This is a genomic window from Klebsiella sp. CN_Kp104 (assembly GCF_040064515.1).
In the GTDB taxonomy this organism is placed as follows: Bacteria; Pseudomonadota; Gammaproteobacteria; order Enterobacterales; family Enterobacteriaceae; genus Klebsiella; species Klebsiella aerogenes.
This window is the reverse complement of sequence record NZ_JBEAII010000001.1, coordinates 329,322-348,419: the sequence shown is the minus strand read 5'-3', so window position 1 is coordinate 348,419 and position 19,098 is coordinate 329,322. Positions and strand designations below refer to the sequence as shown.

The 19,098-nt window shown below is 52.0% G+C and carries 18 protein-coding genes and 1 pseudogene; 10 read left to right on the top strand and 9 right to left on the bottom strand.

Features of this window, described 5'->3' with window-relative positions; all coding sequences use genetic code 11:
* Window positions 1-41: 41 nt before the first annotated feature.
* Genes ABLU80_RS01630 through ABLU80_RS01620 form a run of 3 tightly spaced genes read right to left on the bottom strand, consistent with a single transcriptional unit; the run spans window position 42 to window position 3,653 of the window.
* Complete coding sequence (locus ABLU80_RS01630) at window positions 42-1,070, bottom strand: ABC transporter ATP-binding protein (RefSeq protein WP_047041772.1); 1,029 nt, start codon at window positions 1,068-1,070, stop codon at window positions 42-44.
* A gap of 1 nt (window position 1,071) precedes the next feature.
* Window positions 1,072-2,646, bottom strand: coding sequence for an iron ABC transporter permease (locus ABLU80_RS01625; RefSeq protein WP_348849625.1), 1,575 nt, complete (start codon window positions 2,644-2,646; stop codon window positions 1,072-1,074).
* Between the two features lie 23 nt (window positions 2,647-2,669).
* Window positions 2,670-3,653 (bottom strand): iron ABC transporter substrate-binding protein, encoded by a 984-nt coding sequence (locus tag ABLU80_RS01620; RefSeq protein WP_227504742.1) that lies wholly within the window; start codon window positions 3,651-3,653, stop codon window positions 2,670-2,672.
* 453 nt (window positions 3,654-4,106) lie between these two features.
* Between ABLU80_RS01620 and ABLU80_RS01615 the strand changes: the two genes are divergently transcribed.
* The 4 genes from ABLU80_RS01615 to ABLU80_RS01600 all read left to right on the top strand — a co-directional run bounded on the left by ABLU80_RS01615 (window position 4,107) and on the right by ABLU80_RS01600 (window position 9,348).
* Window positions 4,107-4,970 (top strand): ChaN family lipoprotein, encoded by an 864-nt coding sequence (locus ABLU80_RS01615; RefSeq protein WP_213796357.1) that lies wholly within the window; start codon window positions 4,107-4,109, stop codon window positions 4,968-4,970.
* Complete coding sequence (locus tag ABLU80_RS01610) at window positions 4,967-5,758, top strand: TonB family protein (protein ID WP_348849624.1); 792 nt, start codon at window positions 4,967-4,969, stop codon at window positions 5,756-5,758. The genes ABLU80_RS01615 and ABLU80_RS01610 overlap by 4 nt, the downstream gene beginning before the upstream one ends.
* A gap of 169 nt (window positions 5,759-5,927) precedes the next feature.
* Complete coding sequence (locus ABLU80_RS01605; RefSeq protein WP_348849623.1) at window positions 5,928-8,150, top strand: TonB-dependent receptor; 2,223 nt, start codon at window positions 5,928-5,930, stop codon at window positions 8,148-8,150.
* Window positions 8,151-8,178: 28 nt separating this feature from the next.
* Window positions 8,179-9,348 (top strand): YncE family protein, encoded by a 1,170-nt coding sequence (locus ABLU80_RS01600; RefSeq protein WP_348849622.1) that lies wholly within the window; start codon window positions 8,179-8,181, stop codon window positions 9,346-9,348.
* A 30-nt stretch (window positions 9,349-9,378) separates the two neighbouring features.
* Here the strand turns inward: ABLU80_RS01600 and ABLU80_RS01595 are convergent, their stop codons facing one another.
* The 3 genes from ABLU80_RS01595 to ABLU80_RS01585 form a co-directional block, all read right to left on the bottom strand.
* Window positions 9,379-10,101 carry an RNA polymerase sigma factor FliA gene (locus ABLU80_RS01595; RefSeq protein ID WP_015704963.1) on the bottom strand — a complete coding sequence of 241 codons (723 nt, stop codon included), beginning with the start codon at window positions 10,099-10,101 and terminating at the stop codon, window positions 9,379-9,381.
* A gap of 196 nt (window positions 10,102-10,297) precedes the next feature.
* Complete coding sequence (locus tag ABLU80_RS01590; RefSeq protein WP_047076717.1) at window positions 10,298-11,560, bottom strand: flagellin FliC; 1,263 nt, start codon at window positions 11,558-11,560, stop codon at window positions 10,298-10,300.
* A gap of 43 nt (window positions 11,561-11,603) precedes the next feature.
* On the bottom strand, window positions 11,604-11,849 hold the full coding sequence (locus tag ABLU80_RS01585) for a hypothetical protein (RefSeq protein ID WP_015367282.1): 246 nt from the start codon (window positions 11,847-11,849) through the stop codon (window positions 11,604-11,606).
* On the opposite strand from ABLU80_RS01585, the gene fliD reads away from it, so the two are divergent.
* Genes fliD through fliT form a run of 3 tightly spaced genes read left to right on the top strand, consistent with a single transcriptional unit; the run spans window position 11,843 to window position 14,088 of the window.
* Window positions 11,843-13,246, top strand: a complete 1,404-nt coding sequence (gene fliD / locus ABLU80_RS01580; RefSeq protein WP_260841740.1) for a flagellar filament capping protein FliD — start codon at window positions 11,843-11,845, stop codon at window positions 13,244-13,246. The two genes, ABLU80_RS01585 and fliD, sit on opposite strands and share 7 nt — an antisense overlap.
* A 24-nt stretch (window positions 13,247-13,270) precedes the next feature.
* A complete protein-coding gene (gene fliS, locus ABLU80_RS01575) occupies window positions 13,271-13,681 on the top strand; it encodes a flagellar export chaperone FliS (RefSeq protein WP_015704959.1) in 411 nt (136 codons plus the stop codon).
* The gene (fliT, locus tag ABLU80_RS01570; RefSeq protein WP_015367285.1) at window positions 13,681-14,088 is read left to right on the top strand and encodes a flagella biosynthesis regulatory protein FliT; all 408 of its coding nucleotides are present in this window, start codon (window positions 13,681-13,683) and stop codon (window positions 14,086-14,088) included. The genes fliS and fliT overlap by 1 nt, the downstream gene beginning before the upstream one ends.
* Window positions 14,089-14,474: 386 nt before the next feature.
* On the opposite strand, the gene ABLU80_RS01565 is transcribed toward fliT, so the two are convergent.
* The 3 genes from ABLU80_RS01565 to fliE all read right to left on the bottom strand — a co-directional run bounded on the left by ABLU80_RS01565 (window position 14,475) and on the right by fliE (window position 16,108).
* Window positions 14,475-14,888, bottom strand: coding sequence for a hypothetical protein (locus ABLU80_RS01565; protein WP_227505452.1), 414 nt, complete (start codon window positions 14,886-14,888; stop codon window positions 14,475-14,477).
* Between the two features lie 561 nt (window positions 14,889-15,449).
* Entirely contained in the window at window positions 15,450-15,563 is a 114-nt protein-coding gene (locus ABLU80_RS01560; RefSeq protein WP_126027521.1) for a YmiA family putative membrane protein, read from the bottom strand.
* A gap of 263 nt (window positions 15,564-15,826) precedes the next feature.
* Window positions 15,827-16,108: a flagellar hook-basal body complex protein FliE gene (gene fliE, locus ABLU80_RS01555; RefSeq protein ID WP_260841763.1), complete on the bottom strand. Its 282-nt coding sequence runs from the start codon at window positions 16,106-16,108 to the stop codon at window positions 15,827-15,829.
* Window positions 16,109-16,627: 519 nt separating this feature from the next.
* Here fliE and ABLU80_RS01550 point away from each other — a divergent pair.
* The 3 genes and pseudogenes from ABLU80_RS01550 to ABLU80_RS01540 form a co-directional block, all read left to right on the top strand.
* Window positions 16,628-16,847, top strand: a pseudogene (locus ABLU80_RS01550) (transposase); the annotation flags it as partial.
* 271 nt (window positions 16,848-17,118) lie between these two features.
* Window positions 17,119-17,283, top strand: coding sequence for a transposase (locus tag ABLU80_RS01545; protein WP_126027523.1), 165 nt, complete (start codon window positions 17,119-17,121; stop codon window positions 17,281-17,283).
* 522 nt (window positions 17,284-17,805) lie between these two features.
* Window positions 17,806-18,843, top strand: coding sequence for an acyltransferase (locus ABLU80_RS01540; protein ID WP_260841739.1), 1,038 nt, complete (start codon window positions 17,806-17,808; stop codon window positions 18,841-18,843).
* Window positions 18,844-19,098: the final 255 nt, after the last annotated feature.

Genomic DNA, 19,098 nt, shown 5'->3' with positions numbered 1-19,098 from the left:
AAATCAATTTTTATCCCGGCTGAACGTTCAGCTTTTCACCGCTATGCGCAAAATATCCGCGCCTGACCAATAACGTCCAGGCGAACCGCGGCGCCAGCTTGCCAGGCGGCCTGGCTGACGGTTTTCAGCACCAGCGGCATCGATTGCCCCGCCGCGCTCACGGTCAGCGTCGAGATATGGCCGGCGAAATCGACATCCACGATGCGAAAGGCGCTCTCCTGCGGCGCGCACGACGACACCCGCAGTTGTTCCGGGCGCAACATCACGCGCCCGCGGCCGCTGGCGTGAGGATCGTCGGTCGGCAACTCGCCGATGGCGCAACGGGCGCGCCCTTCCATGAGCTCGGCGTCGAGCACCAGCGCATCGCCAAGAAACAGCGCGGTGGCCTCGTCAACCGGACGCGAGTAGACCTCGAACGGCGTCCCTACCTGAGCGAAACGCCCCTGCCGCATCACCGCGACCTGGCTTGCAAACGACAGCGCCTCCGTCTGGTCGTGAGTGACCAGGATCGAGGCTACGCCAGCCTCGGCCAGCAGATCGGCGGTGGCTTTGCGCGTCGCCGCCCGCAGCCCGGTATCCAGCGCCGAGAAAGGTTCATCCAGCAACATCAGGGATGGCCGCTGGGCCAACGCGCGCGCCAGCGCAACCCGCTGCTGCTGGCCGCCGGAAATTTCATGTGGCCAGTGGTTCGCTAATGTCGCATCTAACGCCACCATCTCCATCAGTGCGGCCACCCGACGGCGTTTCTCTTCGCGACTGCAATCGAGTCCCCAGGCAATATTATCTGCGACGTTAAGATGGGGGAACAGCGCCCCTTCCTGCGGCACGAAACCGATCCCGCGCTGATGCGCCGGCACAAACACGCCTTCGGCAAACAAGGTATTGCCCTGCAGAACGATTCGCCCGTTGTCGGGGGTTTCAAAACCGGCAAGAATCCGCAGCAGCGTGGTTTTACCGGAACCCGACGGGCCGACAATGGCGGTACGGCTTCCCGGCGCCACGGTCAGATTAAGGTTATCGAGCACCAGCGCGTCGGCGAAAGATTTCGAGATAGAAGACAATTCCAGCATGTTACAACCCTGCAATTTTTTTCGACTGCACATAAAGAACCGCCGTCAGCGGCAGCGAAATCACGATCATCAGCATCGCATAGGGCGCCGCGGCGACGTAGTCTATCTCGCTGGTTAACGCCCAAAAACCGGTCGACAGCGTGCGGGTGCCTAGCGGCGACAGCAGCAACGTCGCGGTAAGCTCGTTGCTCACGCCAAGAAACACCAACGCGGCGCCAGCGGCCGCTCCCGGCGCGGCCAGCCGCATGGTGACGCTCCATAAGGCGCGGGCCGGGCTGCGCCCAAGGCTACGGGCGACATTTTCCAGCTCAACCGGCGCCTGGGCGATACCGGCGCGCAGGTTAATCAGCGCTCGCGGCATAAACATCAGCAGGTACGCGAGGAACAGGGTCACCTCGGTCTGGTACACCGGACGGGCATAGTGGATGGTGACCGTCACCAGCGCCAGCGCGGTGACGATACCCGGCAGTGAGCTGGTGATGTAATTACAGCCTTCCAGCAGGCGAAACAGCCGGCGCGGATAACGCACGCCGAGCCAGGCGATAGGAATTGCGCAGGCGGTGGTCAGCAGCGCGCCGCCCGCTCCCAGCAGCAGGGTCTGGCGCAGCGAATGCCAAAGATCGGCATGCAGCCAGTTCTCCACCCCGCCAAGCCATAGCCAGCGGCACAGCACCAGCAGCGGGCCCCCCATCGCCAGCATCACCAGCGTCAACAGCAGCAGTTGCGCGCCCCATGCGGCCACGTTGCCCAACGGACGACGCTTCTGTTCGCGCGCCGCGCCGGCGCCGATGCGCGCGTAACGCGCTTTGCCGCGCGAGACGCTCTCCAGTAGCAGAATCGCCAGACAACACAGCGCCAGCACTCCCGCCAGCATATTCGCCGCCGGGCCGCTAAAGGTGGACTGGAACTGGTCATAAATGGCGGTAGTGAAGGTGTCGAAGCGAATCATCACATACAGGCCATATTCCGCCAGCAGATGCAGCGCCACCAGCAGCGCGCCGCCGCAGATAGCCAACCGCAGTTGCGGCAGCACCACGCGGAAGAAAACCTTCCACGGCGGCGTACCCAACGAGGCGGCAACATCTTCCAGCGTCGGATCGAGACGACGGAGCACCGCCGCCACCGGCATGTAGATAAAAGGATAGTAGGCCAGCACCGAGAGGAACACCCCGGCGGACAGGCCGTGCAGCGAGGGAACCGCGCTGACCCAGGCATAGCTCTGGACAAATGCCGGGATAGCCAGCGGCGCGACCGCCAGCGCCGACCACAGCTGACGCCCGGCAAGCGCGGTGCGTTCAGTGAGCCAGGCCACAGTCACGCCCAGTGCGATAGAGATGGGCACCGCCAGCAGCGTCAGCCACAGCGTATTGCTGAGCAGTTCAGCTACCCGCGGGCGAAACACCAGTGCTTTAATGGTCGGCCAGCCGGTCTCAATCCCCACCGCGGCCACAAAACCTAACGGCAGTAACGCCATTATTGAAAACAGTACAGCTAAGGCAACCATCGGAAATGCAGGACGCCTGCGCTCGGGCAGGCGTCCTGTTTTCTTTCCGAGTACCAGACTCAGGACAGACATAGATAAATCACTTCAGCATCAAATTACAGCAGGCCAGCCTGGGTCATCAGGTCGATCACTTTTTTGCTATTCAGCGTTGACGGCTCTACCTTCGGCGCGTCCAGCTCTTTCAGCGGCGTCAGTTTCGGGTTAGAGGCGGCATTCACGCCCACCGCATATTCGAAGGCATTATTGGTACGCAGTTCATCCTGACCCTGCTTGCCGGTGATCCATTTGATAAAGGCCTGCGCCTGCTCTTTATGTTTGCTGGACGCCAGTACGCCGCCGCCGGAGATACTCACGAAAGCGCCCGGATCCTGATTTTTGAAATAATAAAGTTTGGTGTTTTTGCTGTTCTCGCCGGTTTTCGCCTGGTCGACAAAGCGGTAATAGTGGTAGATAACCCCACCGTCGATTTGTCCGGCGTTGACCGCTTTCATCACCGTGCTGTTGCCTTTGTAGGCCACGAAGTTCGTTTTCATCGCCTTCAGCCAGTCGAGCGTCGCTTTTTCGCCTTTCAATGCCAGCATGGCGCTGACGATGGCCTGGAAGTCTGCGCCCGATGGAGAGGCGGCCCAGCGCCCTTTCCACTCAGGTTTCGCCAGGTCCATCAGCGAATGCGGCAGCTGAGATTCGCTGATTTTCGCCGGGTTATAGACGAAAACGGTGCTGCGGGCAGCAATGCCAATCCAGCGGCCGTGCTCAGGACGATACTGCGGCGCGACCTGATTCAGCGTCGCGGCATCCAGCGGCGCAAACAGTTTGGCATTATCAACCAACACCATTGAAGGCGAGTTTTCGGTCAGGAAGACATCCGCCGGCGAGGCTGACCCCTCCTGCACCAGTTGATTACCCAATTCGCTATCGTCGCCGTTGCGCAGCGTGACTTTAATACCGGTTTCTTTGGTAAAGCCGTCAACCCAGGATTTCACCAGGTTTTCATGCTGGGCGTTATACACCACGATGCCGTCGCCATTGTCAGCAGCCATAACCTGCGGAGCGGTAAACAGAGCCGAAGCAGCGAGCATCGCCGCGCAATATGCCGATAAGCGGAAATTCATAAGCTAATCCTTAGTATGGGTAGTCGAAAAGCCGTGGAGAAACCGGGTTGGCACGGATTAAATCACAGAGGAATGTGAATGATAATGAAAACAATTACCATCATTTTAAAAAAGTGAAAAACACCGCCAATTAGAATTTCCTGATGACAAAATGCTTATTTCAACGCGCGACCGAAACAAATATTAAGACAACATTAAGCCAGCAGATTTAAATATTATCGCTGTTTAAAATCTTGATCGTCTTCACAGATTCTCTCCGCGACACAGCAACGGCCAGCTGTTTGCCGGGTGAAATCATCACCCTTGCCAATAATTTTAAATGAGAATGATCTTGATAATCATTCTCAACATCACATATCATCCTGTTCCAGCAGCAAGATACGAAGAAAAGACGACTAAAAAGCCGAAAATGGATATTTTATGTTTAAGGAACCCCTTTTAAAGACTCTGGTTATAGGCTGCGCGTGGTTACTGAGCGCCTGTCACAGCCCGGTTCACCCCCTCTCTCCTGCCGGGGAGCACGCGCTGGTAGAGAAGGCGAATATTCGTGATACCGCCAGCGGGCGCACCCTGACGCCGCAACAATTGCTGAACCAACTCGCCCAGGCGCCGCTGGTTATTGTTGGCGAAGAACATACCAACGCTCAGCATCACCAGATTGAGCGCTGGCTGCTGCAGAACCTCCACACCCTTCGCCCGCAGGGCAGCGTGCTGATGGAGATGATCGACCTAAGCCAGCAGGAGGCGGTCAATCGGGTCAAACGGGCCAGCCTCAGCGGGACGACCGTGAGCGCCACTCGCGCGGCGGAAACCCTGCGCTGGAACCCCGGCTGGCCGTGGGCGCTTTATCGCGACGTCGTGATGACCGCGCTGCAAGCACCTTATCCACTGCTGGCAGCCAACCTTAGCCGCCAGCAGGTGAGCGACATCTATCAGCATCCCACGTTTCCCCGCGGAACGCTCTCCAACAGCCCGCAGGTACATGAATCGCTATCGGCCATTATCTATCTGATGCATAACGGGCAAATAGATGGCGAGCAGGTCACCTCTATGCTCGCTATTCAGCAGCAGCGCGATCGCCTGATGGCGACGCAAATGCAAGCCGCGCCGCGCCCGGCGCTGCTGATTGCCGGCGGTTATCATGCGGCGAAAGATATTGGCGTACCGCTGCATCTGGCCGATCTCAAGGCGGAAAAACCGCTGGTGTTACTGCTGACCACCGACGGCACCACGCCGACGGCGAAGCAGGCTGATTACATCTGGTCGGTGGCGGCGGAAAAATGAATATCCCTCTCTCCACGCCATTGATAGCGTCGCGCCCCCGCTGGTTCACGGGAACAACGGCCAGCGTGCTTGGCCACCTGGCGCTGGCGGTGCCTTTTATCATTCATTTCGCCTCGCCGCCGGATGCCGCCCCCCCTGCCGCGGTGATGGTGGAGTACGCGCCGGAACTGGAAGTGTCATTGATTCATCCCGAGCTGCCGCCGGGCGTCACCCAGCAGCGCAAAGTCGAGGCGATGACCGAGCAGGAAACGGCCGCGGTGAAAGAGGCGCCGAAGCTGCTCATTCACGACAATGCGCAAATAAAGCTCTCCGCCAGCAAACCCCAACCGCAGCGTAAAAAGAAAATCGAGGTAAAAAAACAGTCCCGCCGCCAGCAGCAAGAGGAAAAGGGTAACTCAACCATCACCAGCTTCGCCGCGCCCCCGGCGCCGGCCGTCCTCACTCAGCGCACCACCGCGCCGCTCGATAGCGATGCCGCGCGCCTGAGCGACAATAAGATCAGTTGGGAATCGCTGGTGAAAGGCAAAATCAACAAAATGCGCCACTACCCGGAAGATGCGCGCCGCCGTAAACGTACCGGTACCGTCATTATTACCTTCAGCGTCAACGAACGCGGCGAGGTGTTGCAATCGCAGCTGGCGAACTCGTCAGGGACCCATTCGCTGGATCGCGCCGCGCTGATGGCGCTGGAAAATGCGCGTCCGCTTCCGCCACCGCCAAAAGAGTTGCTGCGTAACGGTATTAATAAGGTCACCCTGCCGGTGGAGTTCGGCTTATTAAAAATATAAACCCAGGGTTCCCTGTTATTTATTCAGGCACCCTGGATGTTATTTATAACGGTCACTGACCGCTAATAATTTTTTATTTTGGGCAATGTGTCATCGCACTTAGCAATAAGAGCGATGCACGCTGCTGCCCTTTTTGTGCGTTAACTATTTATTACCTCAGGATTGGATTATGGAAAAATCACAAATAATCACGGGGCTCGTTACTGGGCTACTTATCGTCAACGGCCAGGCTTTCGCCGCCGAAAGCGAAGGAGAATCGGTTTTCTCTCCTATCACCATTACCGATAACCCGCTGGCGGAAAATGCCGGCCAGGTTGGCTCCTCAGAGGAGAGCTATACCCGTCCCGGCGCCTACAGTTCGCGAACGCTCAATAAGAATCTGCAAAGCCTCGATGCCTCGCTGCGCAGCATGGCGGGCACCTATACGCAAATCGACCCGCTGCAGGGCACCATCAGCGTCAATATCCGCGGCATGAACGGGCTGGGCCGGGTAAACACCATGGTGGATGGTGTCACCCAGACCTTCTTCGGCATGGCGCCAGCTAACTACCACGGCGGGGCGAATACCGCCGCCGGGGTGCCGCTGGACCCCAACTTCCTGGCCGAAGTGGATATCACCCGCGGCAACAGCGCCGGTTCGCAAGGCGTCAACGCGCTGGCGGGCAGCGCCAACCTGCGCACGATCGGCATCGATGACGTGTTAAAACCGGGGCATCAGGTCGGCCTGCTGTCGCGTTTTTCCGTGGGCGATAACGGAATCGGCCGCACCGGTATGGTAACGGTAGCCGGCAAAACCGACACCTTCGATAACGGCGGCGGCCTTGGCGCGCTACTCGGCATCAGCGGCACCCGCACCTATGCGACCTATAAAAACGGCGGCGGACGCAGCAGCGAAGAGTTTATCGGCGAGGATAATAAATATTTGCGTCAGGAGCCGCGCTCGCAGCTATATAAAATCAATTTCAACGTCGATCAATTTAACCGCTTCGAGTTTTCCGGGCGTAATTACCGCAATAGTTTTACCCGTCGCGATATTAGCAGCGACGACTACTATCTGCGCTATAACTACGCGCCGCTCAATGAACTGGTCGAGTTCAATGTATTAGCCAGCACCAGTCGCGGCAATCAGGCATATAAACCGGAGTCGCTGTATAATTTTAACGACTCCTCGACCACCAATAAGTCCAACGCGCTGGACATGAACAACACTAGCCGTTTTCGTATTACCGACGATCTGTATGCCGCTTTCCAGCTAGGCGGCAAATTAATGGACACCCGCTATTCCCGCCGCTTCGTGCAGGATACCGAGACCGACCACAACGCCTTTGCCCCGGCGGGCAAGCAGAAGATCGCCTCGCTCTATAGCGGGCTGACATTAAACAAGGATATTTATCAGCTCGATCTTAATCTCAACTATACCCGCAGCCGGGTACAGGGCTATAAACCGGCCTGTGCAGATAACGAAAAGTGCTTCCCGCAAGGGGCCACCCAACTCAACGTCAAAGATAACGGTTTTAATCCCTCGGCGACCTTCTCCGCTCAGGTGACGCCATGGCTGCAGCCGTTTGTCAGTTGGAGCCGTTCCTCGCGTGCGCCGAACGTTCAGGAAGTGTTCTTCGCCAACGAGGGCGGCGCATCGATGAACCCGTTCCTGAAGCCGGAAAAAGCCGAGACCTGGGAGGCCGGTTTTAACGTTATCAAACAAGGATTATTGAGCGAGCAGGATAGCCTGCATCTGAAAGCTCTGACCTACCGCTCGCGGATTAAAGATTACATCACCAGCGAATCCTTCCTGCTGTGCAGCAACGGCGGGCTGTGTAAAGATGTCGCCAATGCTTCGCCGGATTTCAACGCCAACATCTCGGTTAACGTGACCTCGCCGGTGACCACCGAGGGCTATGAGATTGAAGCCGGATACGACATCGGTTTTGCCTACGCCAATGTGTCATGGAGCAAGCAGCGTACCGATCAGCCCACCTCTATTGCCAGCACGGTCTATAGCTTCGCCTATAGCGACCTGAGCGATCTCCCCAGCAGCTACGCCACGGTGGATGTCGGCGGGCGCCTGTTCGATCGCAAACTCACCGTCGGCAGCCTGGTGAAATTCACCGGTAAATCAAAACGCCTGAGTACCGAAGGTATTAGCCTCGACACCAATACGGTGCCTAAAGAGAGCATGCCGAATATCCCGACCATTATCGACCTCTATAGCAGCTGGCAGATGACCGAGAACGTGCTGCTGCGCTTTAGCGTGCAGAACGTAACGAATCGTGACTACTCCGAAGCGTTAAACCGTATGAACCAGAGTCTCGATAACGCCAAAGAGGGCGCGTCTGTTAACACCACCGCCCGCGGCCGTACCTATATTTTCGGCGGCGAAATCCAGTTCTGAGCCCTATTTGTCAACAAGGATAACCATCATGCCTAATCGCAACTTGATAAAACCGCTGGCTGCGCTACTGCTCGCCGCCCTGCTCCCCCACCCGGCTTTCGCCATCGATCCGCCGCCGCGGGAGGCATCGCGCTTTGCGATGAAAACCAATTACCTGCAGGAAGCCAACGAAGGGGTTTATGAGCTGGCGTTCGACAACGGCGACAACCTGCTATTCGCCGCGGCCACCGACCGGGTTAACCGCGCGGCCAATAAAGGTTATCTTTACGCCTTTAATCCGGCCACCCTGCAGGTTATCCAGCGCTATGATATGCCCTGGCGCGCCTTCTCGCTGGCGATGAATCAGCCGGCGCACGTGCTTTATGTCGGCCATACCCAGGCGGCTTCGCTGCGTATCAGCCAGTTCGACGCCGCCAGCGGTAAAATCACCCGCACCAGTCCGCGCCTGAGCTTCACCACCGACGGCGCCGCCGATGCGCGCTTCGAACATCTGCGGCATATGGTATACAGCCGCGCCGCTAATCTGTTATTTGTCAGCTACAGCCATATGCTGAAAACCAAGGATGGAATGCGTCCGCTGCATAAATTGTTGATGCTCGACGGCACGACGTTGCAGCTGAAAGGGGAAGTCAAAGGCGCCTATCGCGGCACCGCCTACGGCCTGACGCTGGATGAAAAGACGCAGAAGATCTACGTTGGCGGCCGCGACTATATCAACGAGATCGATGCCAGAACCCAGCAGGTTGTCCGCACCATCCCGCTTAACGCGCCGCAGTTGGCCAGCGCGCAAAACCTGATCGTCGATTCCGATTCAGGGCGTATCTTCGTGGTCGCCTTCGATCACGACGATCGCAGCGGCCCGTCCGACGGCCTGTATATTTTCGATCTGAAAGACGGCAAATCGCTGGGTTACGTGCGTACCGGAGTGGGCGCCAACGCGGTACGCTTCAATCCGAAATATAACGAGCTGTACGTCAGCAATTTCACCAGCGGCACCATCAGCGTTGTGGATGGCAAAACCTGGCGGGTGACTCATGAATTCCGCGCCCCGGTTTATCCGAATCAAATGGTGCTGTCGCCGGACATGGATACGCTGTACGTCGGCATTAAAGAAGGGTTCAATCGCGAGTGGGATCCTGAGGTATTTGTCGAAGGGGCGAAGGAGCGCATTCTGCGCATTGATTTACGTAAATCGTAATCCGCTAACCACCTGTCCGGCAGGTGGTTATTAGCCTTCGTTGGCCAGCTTCGCGCGCAGGCGCTTAATCGCCTGGCTGTGCAGCTGGCTAACGCGGGATTCCCCCACCTCCAGCACCGCGCCGATCTCTTTAAGGTTGAGCTCTTCCTGGTAGTAGAGGGTAAGGACCATTTTTTCGCGTTCCGGCAAAGCTTCAATGGCCTCGATGACCCGCTGGCGCAGGCTGCCTTCCAGCAGATGATGCAACGGATTGGCCTCTTCGTGCCCTTCCAGCAGTCGTTCGGCATTCTCGCCCTGCTCTTCCCGCCATTCATCGTAGGAGAACAGCTGGCTGTTATTGGTATCCAGCAGGATTTGTCGGTACTCGGCAAGGGTGATACCCAGCGTCTGCGCGAGTTCGCTTTCCGTAGCCGGGCGGCCCAAATGCTGCTCCAGCTTCTGCATCGCCTGGGCGACTTCGCGGGCGTTACGCCGTACGCTGCGCGGCACCCAGTCGCGGCTACGCAGTTCATCGAGCATTGCGCCGCGGATACGCTGTACCGCATAGGTGGTAAAGGCCGTTCCCTGTAGCGAGTCGTAACGCTCGATGGCGTTCAACAACCCGATTCCCCCGGCCTGCAGCAGATCGTCAAGCTCGACGCTGGCGGGCAGCCTGACCTGCAGGCGTAACGCCTCGTGCCGCACTAACGGAACGTAGCGCAGCCAGAGGGAATTTTTGTCCATCACGCCTTCGGCGGTATACAAATCGCTCACTATTTCTGAAACCTGCGGATAAGAGAGTCAGCGCTATTATGCGCAGGGGCAAAAATGCCAATCGCCGGAAAAACCGCATAAAAGCGTCTCTATTTACGACATGCTTTCTCATTCAGCCGTTTTGCCAGGCGGTTACGGGCAAAAACAAAAACCCCGCCGAAGCGGGGTTGCGATGCGACAGTAATCAGGCGTGCGATTAACGCAGCAGAGACAGAACGTTCTGAGTCGACTGGTTAGCCTGCGCCAGCACGGAGGTACCCGCCTGCTGCAGGATGTTCGCGCGGCTCATGTTGGACACTTCGGTCGCGTAGTCAGCATCCTGAATACGGGACTGGGAAGCGGACAGGTTGTTCACGGTGCTGTTCAGGTTGTTGATAACAGAATCGAAACGGTTCTGTACCGCACCCAGGGAGGAGCGCAGACCATCAACTTTAGATAATGCTGCATCTAATTGATCTAACGGAGATTTAACAGCTACACTTGTACCTGTATCAGTGACATCCCCAGTTTTTGCATCAATAGTTGCTTCAGAGTAAACCTTCTTATCGCCAACAGTTTTTACGATGACATATCCAGTGGATTTATCGGACTTAGTGTAGGAATGTAATTCAGCCCCTTCAGGCAAACCTGCAGGTAATTTAACATCTGTTTTTTTACCGTTAGCAACCTCTTTTACTTCAGCTGGCGTAGTAACAGTGGCCTTTGTACTGGTGTCATAATCAAATTTACCATCAGATTTTAAGGTTGCAGCATAATAATCGCCCGCTGCACTTGATTTAACAAAATAATTAGTTACACCATTAGTATCAACCTCTGAGTATAATTTACCATCGATGGCTACTGGACTTGCAGTATTATTATCACTACCTTTAACAGGTGCTTGAGTTTGCTCAATCGAAGTTACTTTCCCACCGATAGTATTTGTTTTATCAGTTACATTAAAACTATCTAAACCAAGTGTTTTCTTATTAATATCCTGTAGACTGATTTCTATCGTTTCACCGTCATTGGCTCCCACTTGGATAGTCAGCTTCTGATCTTTACTGAGTACTTTCACGCCGTTAAAGTCAGTTTGTTCGGAAATACGATCAATTTCAGATAAACGCTGATCAATCTCATCCTGAATAGATTTCAGATCGCTATTAGAGTTAGAACCGTTCTGCGCCTGTACGGTCAGACGGCGGATGTTCTGCAGGTTATCGTTGACTTCGTTCAGCGCGCCTTCGGTGGTCTGCGCCAGGGAGATACCGTCGTTAGCGTTACGGGAAGCCTGAGTCAGGCCTTTGATGTTGGCGGTGAAACGGTTGGAGATCGCCTGACCCGCGGCATCGTCCTTGGCGCTATTGATGCGCAGACCGGAAGACAGACGCTCAATCGCCGTGCCCAGGGAAGACTGGGATTTGTTCAGGTTGTTTTGCGCCATCAGCGACAGGCTGTTGGTATTAATTACTTGTGCCATTATATGCATTCCTTACGAGTCAGTTGCGTTCAGTGCAACGTGGTTAAAAGGTTCGGGCTTGCTTGCCCACGGCGTCAACCACCGTCCCTTCTGGTATCGACGTATCCTCTGCAACCTTTAGCCATTTTTTGAAAAATTTTTGCCCCTCCGCCAATGGCGAAAATAACGCGCTTTTTCCCTCTTCTATTACGCCATCGCCTTTTTCACTTTTTCGGTAAACTTTTTCTCCACTGGGCCGATAACGCAATAAGCGAATAACGTCATTAGTAAGGAGAAACACCAATGGCATCGATCAGTTCCTTAGGCATCGGCTCAGGACTCGACCTCAACGGTTTACTGGACAAACTCAGCAAGGCGGAACAACAGCGCCTGACGCCGTATACCACTCAGCAAACCAGCTATAACGCGCAGCTAACGGCTTACGGCACGTTAAAAAGCTCGCTGGAAAAATTCGATAACCTGAGCAAGGAGCTGGCCAAACCGGAGTTTTTCAACAGCACCACCGCCACCAAGCACGACCAGTTCACCATCACCACCACCAATAAGGCGGTGCCGGGCAACTATAGCGTTGAAGTGCAGAAGCTGGCGCAGCCGCAAACCCTGACCACCCAGGCGACGATTACCGATCAGCAGGAAAAACTGGGTACCGCTGGCAATAGCGATCGTTCCATTACGATCACCGCCGGTAATCCGCCGAAAGAGACCACGATTCCGCTGAGCGACGACCAGACCTCACTGCTGGAGATGCGCGATGCCATCAACGGCGCCAAAGCCGGCGTTACCGCCAGCATCATGCGCGTCGGCGACAATGACTATCAGCTGGCGCTGAGCTCCACCACCACCGGCGAGAAAAACACCGTGTCGGTGCAGGTGAATAACGACGATAAACTCGGCGCTATCCTCAACTACGACAGCAATAGCAAAAGCGGCGCGATGAAGCAGACCGTTGCAGGACAGGATGCGGAGATTATCGTCAACGGCACCAAAATTAAGCGCAGCACCAACTCGATTGCCGATGCGCTGCAGGGCGTCACCCTCGACCTGAAAACCACCACCAAAGCCGGCGAACCGCAAAACCTGGTGATCGGCATCGATAAAAGCGGCACCGCCGACAAAATCAAAGAGTGGGTCGATAACTACAATTCGCTGCTCGACACCTTCGGCTCGCTGACCAAATATACCCCGGTGAAAAGCGGTGAAGCGCAAAGCGCCAAGAACGGCGCGCTGCTCGGCGATAACACCCTGCGCGGCATTCAGTCGTCGATTAAAAGCGCGCTCAGCGCCGCTCAGGACAACCCGGAGCTGAAAGGCCTTGGCAACCTCGGGATCTCTACCAATCCCAAAACCGGCAAGCTTGAAGTCGACAGTACCAAGCTCAATAAAGCGCTCGACGAGAAACCGGATCAGGTCGCCAACTTCTTCGCCGGCAACGGTAAAGACACCGGGATGGCCACCGAAATCCATAATGAAATCCAGAACTATATTAAAGCGGGCGGCATCATCGAGAACTCGACCAAAAGCATCAACACCAATCTCGATCGCCTGAATATCCAGATCGACACCGTTTCCGATAGCATCCAGAACACTATCGATCGCTATAAACAACAGTTTGTTCAGTTGGATACCATGATGTCCAAGCTGAGCAGCACGGGTAACTACTTACAACAGCAGTTCTCGTCCCAGTAACCCTTAATCAGGTAATGAAACAGCATGTATAACCGTAGCGGCACGCAAGCCTACGCACAGGTCAGTCTGGAAAGCAGCGCGATGAGCGCCAGTCCGCACCAGTTAATCGTAATGTTGTTCGACGGGGCGCTTAACGCCCTGCTTCGCGCACGCATCCTGATGAATCAGGGGGATATCGCCGGTAAAGGCCTGGCGCTGTCGAAGGCAATCAACATCATCGACAACGGGTTGAAAAGCGGCCTCGACCACCAGCAAGGCGGCGAAATCGCCGATAATCTGGCGGCGCTGTACGATTATATGAAGCGACGCCTGATGCAGGCCAACCTGCATAATGACGAAGCGGCGATCGTCGAAGTGGTCAAGCTGCTGGAGAATATCGCCGATGCCTGGCGGCAAATTGGGCCAAACTATCAACCTGCTCAGGGTACATTGTGATGGAACGCCAACAGCAGCTTTTAGCCGCCTATCAGCAGATCCATACCCTGAGCAGCCAGATGATTGCCCTGGCGCGCGCCGGGCAATGGGAAGCGCTGGTGGAAATGCAGTTTGCCTACGTGACGGCGGTTGAGAAAACCGCCGAATTTACCGGCAAAGCGGGGCCATCGCTGGCTCTGCAAGAGATGCTCAACGCTAAGTTGAAACAGATAATCGACAACGAAGGGGTATTGAAAGGGCTCTTGCAGCAGCGGATGGAGCAATTAAAAACGCTGATCGATCAATCCACTCGCCAGAACGCGGTCAACACCGCTTACGGCCAGTTCGACGATCGCTCGCTCCTGCTTGGCGAACTGCAGTCCGATAACGTGGTCGCCATTAAGAGCAAAAGCGAAGAATTACAATAACAACAACCTTACAGCCTGATATTCCGGCCAGGAAGCGCATGATGGGGCTAGCCAGGGCAATGCTGAGTGTTGCCTGGTAAGCCATCGGCGGGTTTTACAGGAGTGAATAAGCAATAATATATAGTTTCATTTACGCCCCACTCATTCATCAATTAAATATTCTACGCGCCCTACCAGCTAAAAGAAACAACTCACAAGCTTAGGGAAATATGCCTGTAAAATAATCTATGTTATCTTGACCGGGTTAATATGATATTTGTCACGAGGATAAAATATGGATGTATTCCTCTGGAAATGAGCGCCCCTGCGTTGGCTCTTAAAGGTGTTTCATCAACGGTAAAGGAATACAGACAGGCAATACCATATATGAAATTGATAATAAGTAATCACTCGATTTTCAAGTAGATAAGATATGCTTTAAAAACCATCGAAAAAGGTGTTAATTTCCAAACAGCAATCAGAATAAAAATAATGGTTAGCGGATAAGTAAAATCATTACTTTCGAAGTTAAAAATCCACGAAACGACTATGGCAAAGGCAATACAAACAACAATAACGCCCCCCCAAAAACGTTTTCGTAAACTGTCGATCAAAGTAGCATAGGTTTCATTGTTACTTTCTTGTCGCGTCAGGATTTCGCGCAGGCGGGCAATCTCCTTATCGGTGAAGCCATGTTCACGAAGATCATCTTCTGTTAGCTGCTTTCCCACGCCAGGCTCCTCCATGCTGGTTATATATTTCTCCAACGTTTCCGACTGAAGATACCCGTTATATCGCTCAACCAAATGCTCAGGTGTCATGCAGACAGCCGGGGTTACCACAGGCCGTGGAATATTGCCCCTGAAGTTGCCAGGGGTCAAGCGCGCGCGTTTATGCCATACAACGGTTTCACGCCTGATCCGCCAGAATGCGGTCAGTTTAAAGGAGATGCGTTACGCTACCGCCCCACCTTCATCCTCCCAACGGCAGACCATATGGTACAGTTCCCGCTCGTCGTATTCATCGTGGAATCTATTCACAACACCCTCCAGAAGACCGTTAGCCATGCTCTAAGTTTAGTCACTGTTAAGGAGGGAGACAGATCAGAGGGAGTTGAAACGGCGGTTACTCGCTATCCTGTCGCCAGGTTTCATGAATCATCGCTATCGCGACAAAAGCTAAAACGACAAAAAATACAACGGTCTGAAGCCACAGCATAACGCCTCCACGGAGCAAAATTTGCGCGGATTATTTGCCACCGGGCCGAGAAACGATAGTGAATTGCCATCCAAATTTAAATTTTCGCCTTACACTGCTAAAACAAAGATACCCTCTCTTCTGGCTGAAGAGCCGATATTTAATAATGGTGTAAGTTGTCCTTGTTAAGCCAACGCTAAGGTAACAATCGTCGCAATCGTTCCCCAAAAGGCCAACAAACCGAGGAAAATCCCAATCCACACCTTACGCCGCAACTGATAGTCTACTTTTCCGGACATCTGCTATTCCAAATTAGAATTATTTTGGCAAGACCATACAGTTTGTAGTGCTAGTAGTCAGATCGTTTGTGACGATCGATGAACAGCTATTGATCTGTATCCCCTATCAATAGTAATGATACTTCAGGCCCATTCATTCACCGGGTGAAAGAGCAAAATCAATGCAGAGGCGAGCAGTTTTTTGCCGTTGTCGCCGTAAATAGACAAAACCGCCAGCGTTAGCATAGCGGTTTGCAGGAAGAGAATGCGCCGAGATTGTATAACTAAACCGGCATATTCATGATGTCCTGATAGGCCGCCACCAGCTTATTGCGCACCTGCACGCCCATCTGCAACGAAACTGAAGATTTCTTTAAATCGACCATCACATCATTCAGGCTGATACCCGGCACGCCCAGCTCGAAGTTTTGCGCCTGTTGACGCGCGGCCTGCTGGGTATCGCTGATTTTACCCAGCGCGGCGGTGAGTTCACTGGCAAAACTGACTCCCTGCGGTACGCTATTCTGCCCGTTTTTTCCCGCCAGAACTGTCTTTCTTCCCCCAATAATACTGCAAGTACCCGCACTTTCGTCACCCAACTAATACAGATGCATATTCCTTATTGCTTTACAAATGACGGCGTTTCTCGGTGGATTGGTATATCCCCCATTAGTAACAGACCACTAAATCGGCGAAAATATAACGAAGACACCAACATAAAACCGCAGCGTAAGTCCTCCTCAAAGATTTCTTTAACTCATTGACTCTGTGCGGAAAAACTGTCATGAAATACTGATCCAACTGAAATTTTATGGAGAAGCAGAATTCAAGTTTGAACTCTATTAGTGCAGAGATAATGAGATAAACGCTCTAGATTTCGCTGTATCTAAGTACCAGACTGGTTCGTTGCAATACGTCCTCAAAAATGAGGAGTGTCAACATGACAATATCAATTCTTGGTATCAACCAAGCAAAAACGTTTTCTAGCTTCATGGCGTAGATCACGAAGGTCATATTATTTTGCGAAAGATGCTGACACGGGCCAAATTTGTAGCGGCATAGTAAATCAGGCTACCAGATTAATGGTGATAGTTTCATCTCAACACAAAACAGGTGACTTAATGAACAAGAAAACCAAACGTACTTTCACTCCTGAGTACAGGCTGAATGTGCACAACTGATTGTTGATAAGGGCAACTCAAATCGATAAGCCAGTGAGACGATAAATGTCGGTTCTACCACACTTGAAACCGAGATACGCTAGCTCAGCACGAGCGCCGGGGGATTACACCCACAACCTCCCCATAAATGTATCTGCAAGCTAGAAATGGAGTACGGCGAAAATGATTTATCTCCCTCTGTCAGAACCAGCATCTTCACAGGCTAAACATAACTGAGAATTTTAAGATCACGTTCAACAGGCAGAAGAAGTTCAGGCTTCGTGGTATAGTTGTGCAGGAAACCTGTCAGAAAATATCCAAAATCCCAGGAGGTTGCATGTTAACGGCTACTTATATAGTAGCAGCAGAGGGCAATGCCCGATAATTCAGCGTCGCAGAGCAGTTCTGCTTCATAGTTGGGGCCGACATCAAAGGAACATTCAAGCTGCGGGAAACAGCAACAGACAGAGATCAGCAAACGTGGCGATGAATATTTCAGATACATCCTGGTTCACGGCGCAAGCGTACTTACCACCTGGGTCAATTGGAATGGCGCAGTGGAGGAGAATATCTGGCTCTAGGGACTTCTTGAATGGAAGCACTACTGTGCTGCAGTTGTCGCTATGGCGACAAAAACGGCCAGAATTATACGGGCAATGTTGACACACAATACTGAATATCAACCTCGTCAAACTGCCTTTCTTGGTAGGCGCTGGTGACTTTAGAAGATGGAAAAACGGGTAAGATCTTAGGCAGGATAAACTGAGGGGCAGTAAGGGCAAGTCAGTCAGCAGAGGATGATTAGTACCTGTCTGGTTGATTTCTTCCTGGTTCGGGAAAACGAAATCTTATCAGAACCGGAAATGGCGACATATCTACGTTTATCACTTAACTGAAAAAAAATTTCATCACAGGATGTGTCTATATATGTTACCAAAAATTTCGTGTTTTGAACCCATACATACTACAACACCATTTTGTACTATAGGAATGAACTGAATTTCAATGTAATAAAATAGCTAACAAAATCATATTTATGTTTAATTATCATCCTATCACTGCTAAAATATAAATCTTTTGTAAACGTATATATGGAATAGTACATGGCGAGCATACAAATTTTGAGATTTATTGCAGCTGCGTTAGTTGTAATTCATCATTTGTCTTTCAAGCTAAACACACCTTCTTACCCTGGGCACTTTCTACAGCTTGGTGCATCGGGCGTCGATATGTTTTTCATCATTTCTGGTTTTATTATGATGTTAATCTCTACCCGTGAAAACGAACCCGTAAATTTCATAAAAAAGAGGGTGAAACGAATTTACCCAATGTACTGGCTATATACATCATTGGCTATTTTTATTTTATTAATAGCACCTGAACTTATTAAACCATCTGAAGGTAAAGATGGTATTACTGTTTTAGGCTCATTAACCCTTATTCCTTTTTACAACCAAGAATTTGCACTTAAAGTTGGTTGGTCTCTTACCTATGAAATGTTCTTTTATCTTATTTTTGCCACTTCCTTATTTTTAAAGAGAAACATTGCGATAACATCCAGCCTCATCATTATAGCTTTTTATACTACATCATTATTTACTAATTTCTTCCTTATTGATTATTTAGGGCGAAGCATTGCACTTGAGTTCATTCTAGGAATTATTGCTTACAAGCTATATATTAATCAGAAATTAAAAAACAACTTTATTTTAATCTCCATTCTTTCATTAGCTTCATTTGTATTTTTAATATTTACTGAAATAAATAACAGTACGCTAGACCCTGCCGCACCAGACAGACGATTTGCAATGTGGGGTATCCCAATGTTCTTTATATTTGTATGGTTCATCTCTCTCGAGGAGAGCATAAAATCCTTTAAAATCCATAAAGCACTTTCGACGCTTGGGGATGCATCTTTCTCTATCTATCTCAGCCACCTCTTTGTTGTATCTGCTTGTGTAGCTGTTTTCAAAAAATTACCGATTCTACATGGAATTAATTTTTACGTAGCCACATTAATTATCGCTACTATATCAATAGCATTTGGATATTTATCATATCGTTTCATTGAAAAACCAAAATTATTGGAAAGAATTTTCCCAATTGTAAAGCTGGCATTCAAAAAAAAATATCAGGCATAACACTTGGTCAGTTTTAAACTCATATTTGACAGATGGTGAGAAATATATCAATGTCACCCGCCATCTGTTTTAACCACTCAACCTGGTTACAATAGCAAATTAACTTAGATATATATTAAGAAACCAATAGAACTTCAAAAAATATATTTTATATCCACCCCTCTCCCCCCAAAAATCATGACGGGGATATGTCAATTCATCAATCAACTGCATCGAACATTGCACCGGATTTTTTCACTAGAAATAAGAAGTTGA

What these genes read in the sequence shown, in the direction of transcription:
- ABLU80_RS01560 (WP_126027521.1), bottom strand. Translation starts at nt 15,563, where the DNA reads ATGTCCGGAAAAGTAGACTATCAGTTGCGGCGTAAGGTGTGGATTGGG.
- ABLU80_RS01600 (WP_348849622.1), top strand. Translation starts at nt 8,179, where the DNA reads ATGCCTAATCGCAACTTGATAAAACCGCTGGCTGCGCTACTGCTCGCC.
- ABLU80_RS01630 (WP_047041772.1), bottom strand. Translation starts at nt 1,070, where the DNA reads ATGCTGGAATTGTCTTCTATCTCGAAATCTTTCGCCGACGCGCTGGTG.
- ABLU80_RS01585 (WP_015367282.1), bottom strand. Translation starts at nt 11,849, where the DNA reads ATGCCATTGGTGTTTCTCCTTACTAATGACGTTATTCGCTTATTGCGT.
- fliD (WP_260841740.1), top strand. Translation starts at nt 11,843, where the DNA reads ATGGCATCGATCAGTTCCTTAGGCATCGGCTCAGGACTCGACCTCAAC.
- fliT (WP_015367285.1), top strand. Translation starts at nt 13,681, where the DNA reads ATGGAACGCCAACAGCAGCTTTTAGCCGCCTATCAGCAGATCCATACC.
- ABLU80_RS01540 (WP_260841739.1), top strand. Translation starts at nt 17,806, where the DNA reads ATGGCGAGCATACAAATTTTGAGATTTATTGCAGCTGCGTTAGTTGTA.
- ABLU80_RS01605 (WP_348849623.1), top strand. Translation starts at nt 5,928, where the DNA reads ATGGAAAAATCACAAATAATCACGGGGCTCGTTACTGGGCTACTTATC.
- ABLU80_RS01625 (WP_348849625.1), bottom strand. Translation starts at nt 2,646, where the DNA reads ATGTCTGTCCTGAGTCTGGTACTCGGAAAGAAAACAGGACGCCTGCCC.
- ABLU80_RS01620 (WP_227504742.1), bottom strand. Translation starts at nt 3,653, where the DNA reads ATGCTCGCTGCTTCGGCTCTGTTTACCGCTCCGCAGGTTATGGCTGCT.
- ABLU80_RS01565 (WP_227505452.1), bottom strand. Translation starts at nt 14,888, where the DNA reads ATGACACCTGAGCATTTGGTTGAGCGATATAACGGGTATCTTCAGTCG.
- ABLU80_RS01615 (WP_213796357.1), top strand. Translation starts at nt 4,107, where the DNA reads ATGTTTAAGGAACCCCTTTTAAAGACTCTGGTTATAGGCTGCGCGTGG.
- ABLU80_RS01590 (WP_047076717.1), bottom strand. Translation starts at nt 11,560, where the DNA reads ATGGCACAAGTAATTAATACCAACAGCCTGTCGCTGATGGCGCAAAAC.
- ABLU80_RS01610 (WP_348849624.1), top strand. Translation starts at nt 4,967, where the DNA reads ATGAATATCCCTCTCTCCACGCCATTGATAGCGTCGCGCCCCCGCTGG.
- fliS (WP_015704959.1), top strand. Translation starts at nt 13,271, where the DNA reads ATGTATAACCGTAGCGGCACGCAAGCCTACGCACAGGTCAGTCTGGAA.